The 1,868-nt window shown below is 39.6% G+C and carries 2 protein-coding genes; one reads left to right on the forward strand and one right to left on the reverse strand.

The annotated features are described in order from the left end of the window. Positions 1–249: 249 nt before the first annotated feature. The gene (locus CDZ78_RS19935; RefSeq protein ID WP_087871519.1) at positions 250–1,536 is read left to right on the forward strand and encodes a hypothetical protein; all 1,287 of its coding nucleotides are present in this window, start codon (positions 250–252) and stop codon (positions 1,534–1,536) included. On the opposite strand, the gene CDZ78_RS19940 is transcribed toward CDZ78_RS19935, so the two are convergent. Next, on the reverse strand, positions 1,537–1,868 hold a 332-nt coding region (locus tag CDZ78_RS19940), incomplete at its 5' end, for an ISAzo13-like element transposase-related protein (protein WP_444979222.1).

Below are 1,868 nucleotides of genomic sequence, written 5' to 3' on the forward strand. Positions count from 1 at the left end.
AAAATCATCACTCCGCTTAGGCTCCGTTTCCCTGATTTTAAGCGAGTGACTTAGAAGTTAATGCATACGCAGCATTTAACTACAGCTTTATTGATACTACCGGTCAACACTATATTGTTAACCCTGCTCCACCCCTTACAGCTATAGTGCAATCATTCAAATATAATAATTAGATAAAGAATTGATTTTATCCCTTGTCTATATGATATAAAATCCAGATTACACTATATAGAAAGGGGGCCTCTCACTATGTCTTTGTTTACATGGATATTTGCTTTATTCACTCTACTACCTTTGCATGCACATGCTAGCGATACTGCTGCAATACCTAAGGCATTACTACCCTGGGTAGATTGGGTACTCGTTGATAAGCCTAAGTATAAGTGCCCTTTTTTTTACAATAATCATCAGCAAAAATACTGTGCATGGCCTAGCCATTTAAATTTAGAGTTAGAAAACCAGAGTGGTACTTTCTCTAGTGACTGGCAACTATACAATCAAAGCTATATCACACTACCAGGCAGCACTCATCATTGGCCGCAAAATGTAACCGTTAACAATAAACCTGCCTTGGTCATCAGTAGGAACAATCATCCTGCTATCAAGCTTGATACAGGGCATCATTTAATTCAGGGTTCATTTTCCTGGGACTCTATTCCTGATAGTCTTGCTATTCCTGATAATACAGGAATTATTTCTGTTACCGTCCTTAATAAATCCATCCTGTATCCTACTATTAAAAACCAGAAGCTCTGGCTTAAAACTAGTGACCTGGGTATCACTAAGCCTGAACACCGCACTGATCAGTTAAATCTACAGGTCTTTAGGAAAATTTATGACAGCACTCCCTTACAACTTACAACCTACTTATCACTTGAGGTTTCTGGCAAGCAACGTGAAATTACCTTACCTTACACCCTATTCAATGGGTTTATTCCTATTAGTTTAACAAGTACTTTACCAGCAAGGCTCGAAGCTGATGGCAGCCTTTTAGTTCAGGTACGCCCCGGACGCTGGCATATTGAATTAAAAACACAATACCCTACAGAACTGAAAGACTTAAATTTAGCTATTAATGATCCTGAGTGGCCAGCCACCGAAATATGGAGTTTTGCTGCACAGACACATCTGCGCCTCGTTGAAATTGAACAAGTTCCAGCCATAGACCCCAGCCAAAGCAATACTCCAACACAATGGCGAAATTTGCCTGCTTTTCTTGTCAAGCAGGGCGACAGCATGCATTTTAAAGTTATTAGACGTGGAGACCCTCAGCCTGAGCCCAATAATTTATCCATCTCACGTGATCTATGGCTAGATTTTGCAGGTACTGGCTATACCATACAAGACAAGATAAACGGCCAGATAACTCAGGGCTGGCGTCTTGATAGTCTAGCTGAAACTAAACTAGGCCATGTACAAATCAATGGCCAGACACAACTAATTACTCTTTCTCCTGAAAATGCAGAGCAAGGCGTAGAACTTAGAAAAGGCTTGTTACGCCTAAGGAATAAGCACGAAACAACTTCCCGATATTAATTATTCTTGAGGAATTGCACGGTAATTCCATTTTGGTAAATGTGTATCAAATACAATCGGCATTATTTCTTTGAAGTCAGCGGCATATTTTCGTCCTGTCTCGTATATTTTGTCGAGTATGTGAACAATTGTTGTTAGTCCTTTTGACGTTGATGTTCTAGAAATCAATGTTTTAACTGTTTCAACCGAGTCAAATACAACACCTTCACAAGCACGAGTCACATGAGGAAAAAAACGATGTTCAATGAGATTATACTTGGAGGTATAAGGAGGATAGTGGGCAATCCTAATTTCCAATCCAAGTGCATTCGCAGTCTTTTGTAAATCTTCTT

The sequence above is a fragment of the Bathymodiolus platifrons methanotrophic gill symbiont genome, from assembly GCF_002189065.1.
Lineage (GTDB): Bacteria > Pseudomonadota > Gammaproteobacteria > Methylococcales > Methylomonadaceae > Methyloprofundus.